A 4,687-nucleotide genomic window follows, 5' to 3' on the forward strand; every position below is an offset into this window, starting at 1 on the left:
CCCCCATGCCGATCGGCGGACCACCGCCGGCCCCGCCCGAACCACCACCGGCACCACCCGAACCACCAGAACCACCATCGGCACCTCCGCAAGCCGCCGCCGAACCGGCACCGGCGACGCCGATCAGTGAAGCCGCCCCCGCCGGGCCCAAGTCGCCACTGCCTCCCATGCCGATCGGCGGACCTCCGCCGGCCCCACCGGAACCGCCGCCGGCACCACCCGAACCACCGGTCCCACCGTCGGTACAACCGCAAGCCTCCGCCGAACCACCGGCGCCGCCCGAACCCCCGCAGACTGCACCGCCCGACAAACCGGTCTCCGCTGCTGAACCGCCGCCGGCGGGCAAGCAGGCCCCGGCCGAACCGCCACCGGCACCGCCGTCACCCAAACCACCAGTCGCACCGATGCCGATGGGCGCGCCGCCGACGCCCACACCACGACCCGAACCCCCGCGCCGCCCCGGCCCACCGCCACCGGCCACGCCTTGGCGATCATCAGCCCCGCAGGCAGCACCGCAACCCTCGCGGTCCGCCGCCGAACCGTTTGCGGCTGCCCCTAAACCATCGCAGCCTGCTACCACGCCGACTCGGCCGGTAGCGACCGAAACGTCACCACACAGCGTTCGGGCCGGCGAGCATCGGCAACCGCAGCAACCTACGCCGCCCCCCGCGCAACCGCCGTCCGATGCTCCCCGGCATTCGCGACACGTCCGCCGCGGACACCGCTATCGGCCCGAACCGGACGACGACGAGATGCCGTCGGCAACTGGTGCCGCCCTTCCGCAACGCCCGTCGACAGAAGAGACGCAACCGGCGTCCAGGGTCGGACCGGCATCCGCGTTCGCGTGGTTACCGCAAAGCCACTCCGACGTCGATCGTCCGTCGGAGGCCGCGCCCGCTGCGGCCGCACCTCCTACCGAAACCCATCCCGAACCCACCGGCGGCCGTCGCGCCAGGCGGCGCGCCGATCAGGCCGCTGACGCAACGCCAACAACCGCACTGCCTCCATCCCGGTTGGCGCCCACTCGGGCTCAGCCCCCGGGCCCGGTGCGCGCTCAACCGCCGCACTCTCCCACCCAGGGTCAACCCCCACCTGCTCCGGCCCCGGCCAGGCCCCAGAGCGAGCCCGCTCCCGTCGATGGTCGTCGTGCCGGGAAGCCCGCGAAACTGGTATCCAAACGAGGGTGGCGGCGTTGGGTGCACTCGGTCACTCGGATCAACTTCGGATTGTCACCCGACGAGAAATACGAACTGGGCCTGCGTAACCGGGTCAGCAGAAGACCTCGCGGCTCGTATCAGATCGCGGTGCTCGGCCTGAAGGGCGGTGCCGGCAAGACCACCACGACGGTCACGCTGGGCACGACACTGGCGCAGGTGCGGGGTGACCGGATCCTGGTGCTCGATGCGGATCCGGGCTGCGGCAACCTCGCCGACCGCGCGGGCCGTTCGTCGCCCTCGTCGATCGCGGATCTCCTGGCCGACCCGGAGTTGTCGCACTACAACGACGTCCGCGCGCACACCAGCGTGAACGCCGCCAATCTCGAAATCCTGCCCGCTCAGGAATACACCACCGCACGCCGCGGGCTCAGCGGCGAGGACATGCGGGTCGCGGTCGACAAGGTATCCAAGTTCTACAACCTCGTCATTGCCGACTGCGGAGCCGGGCTCTTCGACCCGGTGACCCGCAGCGTCCTGGAAACATCGTCGGCAATAGTGATCGTGACCAACGTATCGATCGACAGCGCTCGCCAGGCCGCAATTGCCCTGGAGTGGTTGCGTCACAACGGATATCAGGACCTTCTGAACCGGGCCTGCGTGGTCGTCGACCACGTCTCTGTCGGCGAGACCAACGTCGCGGAAAAGCACGTCGTCCGGCAGTTCGAACAGCGGCTCCAGCCCGGCCGGGTGGTGGTCTTACCGTGGGACAAGCACATCGCGGCCGGCGGCGAAATTCACCTCGACCAGCTCGGCCCGGTCTACAAACGACGAATCCTCGAGCTGGCAGCAGCTTTATCCGACGATTTTGAAAGGGCCGGACGCCGATGAGCGCACCTGCCGTTGCCGCGCCCGCCGCCGCCGTGGGAACAACTCCGCCCAAACCCGCGACCACCCGGGTGACCATCCTGACCGGCAAACGGATGACGGACCTGGTGCTGCCCGCGGCGGCGCCCATGCAAACCTATATCGACGACACCGTCGCGGTGCTGGCCGATCTGCTGGAAGACACCCCGCCCGACGTCTTGGCCGGCTTCGACTTTTCCGCACAGGGAGTGTGGGCCTTCGCCCGGCCCGGATTCCCGCCGCTGAGACTGGATCAATCGCTCGACGAAGCCGGGGTTGTCGACGGCTCATTGCTCACCCTGGTGACCGTGAGCCGGACCGAGCGGTATCGGCCGCTCGTCGAAGACGTCATCGACGCGATAGCGGTGCTTGACGAATCGCCGGAGTTCGACCGCTCGGCCCTGAATCGCTTCGTTTGCGTGGCAATACCGGTGATGACCCTGCCGATCACCGCGGTCGCCGTGCGGGCGTGGTGGGCAACCGGCCGCAGCCCGTTCTGGCCGCTGGCGATGGGCGTCATCGGGGTGGCGGTTCTAGTGGGCTGCTTTGTCGCAAAGCGCTTCTACCAGAAAATGGGCCTGTCCGAGAGCCTGCTGCTCACGGCCTACCAACCGCTCACCGCCGCGGCGGCGATCGCCGTTCCGCTGCCGCGTGGAGTCAACTCGCTGGGAGCTCCGCAGCTCGCGGCTGCCGCCACCGCCGTGTTGTTCCTGACGCTGATGACCCGCGGCGGTCCTCGGCGGCGTCACGAATTGGCGTCGTTCGTCGCGATCACATCGATCGCGACCATTGCCGCCACCGTCGCCTTCGGCTACGGCTACCAGCACTGGGTCCCTGCAGGCGCGATCGCATTCGGTCTGTTCATCGTCACGAATGCGGCCAAACTGACCGTCGCCGTCGCGCGGATTGCGCTACCGCCCATCCCCGTTCCGGGCGAAACCGTGGACAACGAGGAACTGCTCGATCCCGTCACCGCCCAGGACGCCACCAACGAAGAGACCCCGACCTGGCAGGCCATCATCGCGTCAGCGCCGGCGTCCGCCGCACGCCTGACCGAGCGCAGCAAATTCGCCAAGCAGCTGCTCATCGGTTACGTCACGGCCGGGACCCTGGTCCTGGCCGCCGGTTCGATCGCGGTTATGGTGCACGGACACTTCTTCGTGCACAGCCTGGTGGTGGCGGGCCTGATCACAGTGATCTGTGGGTTCCGGTCGCGGCTGTACGCAGACCGGTGGTGTGCGTGGGCAATGTTGGCGGCGGCCGTCGTCATCCCGACGGGCCTGGCCGTCAAGCTCAGCCTCTGGTATCCGTACTACGCCTGGCTGATGCTGTCCACTTACCTCGCCACCGTCGTGGTGGCTCTGATCGTGGTGGGAGCGACGGCTCAGGTTCGTCGGGTCTCGCCGGTGATGAAGCGGATTCTGGAATTGATCGACGGCGCAATGGTGGCATCAATCGTTCCCCTGCTGCTGTGGATCACCAGTGTCTATGACATGGTTCGGAATATCCGCTTCTGAGCAGTCGGCATGCCTTTTTATGCACTGCACCGGCGGCCGAAATTGGCGCGATTGGCCTTATGCGATGTCGGGTAAAATTTGCTCGATGGGTAACCTACAGAAGGGATTTTGAGATGGCTGAACCACTGGCCGTCGATCCCGCCCGCCTGATTGCCGCTGGAAGCAAACTCGCCGAACTCGTTTTCCCGACGCTTCCGGCACCAATCGCGGCGACCGGATCCGATCCGATATCTGCAGCAATCAACGAGACGATGCCGGGCATCGAATCATTGGTTTCCGACGGTTTGCCCGGCGTCACCGCCGCTCTCAAGCGGACGGCAACCAGCATGGCCACCGCGGCTGACATCTATAGCAAAGCCGATCAGTCGCTGGGCGACGCTTTGACGCAGTACCAATTCGGCTCCGACGGCCAGCGCGAAGCCAGCGGGGTGGCCGGTGCCGCGGCGAGCCTGACCGGACAGTCTGTCCAATCGCTGGGCGCTCCCGCCGCGCAACTGCTGGGCACTCCGGCCGCGCAACTGCTGGGTGCGCCCGCGGGTGCGGTGTCGCAGCTCGGCCAGGCGGTAAGTGCTCAGGCCGAGGCGCTGTCGCCGCGTGTGGCTGCGACGGTGCCACAGGTCGTCCAGCTGGCCCCGCAAGCCGGTCAGATGGCGCAGCAAGCATCTCCGATCGCACAGACCATCAGTCAGTCAGCGCAACAGGGGGCCTCACAGAGCTCGCAAGGCGCATCGCCCGCCCAGCTCGCCTCCGACACCAAGCCGGAGCAGCAGGGGCAGCTCGTCGATGACACCAAGAAAGACGAGGACAAAGACGACGAAGACGGCGCCGCAGCCGGCGCAGCCACGTTGGTCAGCGCTCCTATCCACGCCACAACGGGCGGCAACGCGTCGGCGGGCTCGGTCGCAGCGCCCGTCTAACTCTAGATGAGTAATTCCCAACTGCGCGCGGAGTGTGCATCGGCTGCGCCGAGTGTGTACTGGCGGCGGCGACACGCCGAGCGGCGCCGCAGTGGTTGCACTCTCGGCGTGTCGGCTTGTGAAGGATGTGGTTGGAGGGCACCGATGGACAGTTATGAAGACAGACCTCGATGCCCTCCTGACCGAACTGTAT

The 4,687-nt window shown here is 67.3% G+C and carries 3 protein-coding genes; all 3 read left to right on the top strand.

What is annotated here, in order from left to right; all coding sequences use genetic code 11:
• A partial coding sequence (locus EET03_RS33165; protein WP_122508852.1) for a MinD/ParA family ATP-binding protein occupies nucleotides 1-2,045 on the top strand: 2,045 nt, incomplete at its 5' end.
• The gene (gene eccD, locus EET03_RS27090; protein ID WP_075543657.1) at nucleotides 2,042-3,577 is read left to right on the top strand and encodes a type VII secretion integral membrane protein EccD; all 1,536 of its coding nucleotides are present in this window, start codon (nucleotides 2,042-2,044) and stop codon (nucleotides 3,575-3,577) included. The genes EET03_RS33165 and eccD, both read left to right, overlap by 4 nt.
• 113 nt (nucleotides 3,578-3,690) lie before the next feature.
• Entirely contained in the window at nucleotides 3,691-4,494 is an 804-nt protein-coding gene (locus tag EET03_RS27095) for a hypothetical protein (protein WP_075543658.1), read from the top strand.
• Nucleotides 4,495-4,687: the final 193 nt, after the last annotated feature.

Origin of the sequence: Mycobacterium innocens (assembly GCF_900566055.1) — a bacterium.
Lineage (GTDB): Bacteria > Actinomycetota > Actinomycetes > Mycobacteriales > Mycobacteriaceae > Mycobacterium > Mycobacterium innocens.

What these genes read in the sequence shown, in the direction of transcription:
- eccD (WP_075543657.1), top strand. Translation starts at nt 2,042, where the DNA reads ATGAGCGCACCTGCCGTTGCCGCGCCCGCCGCCGCCGTGGGAACAACT.
- EET03_RS27095 (WP_075543658.1), top strand. Translation starts at nt 3,691, where the DNA reads ATGGCTGAACCACTGGCCGTCGATCCCGCCCGCCTGATTGCCGCTGGA.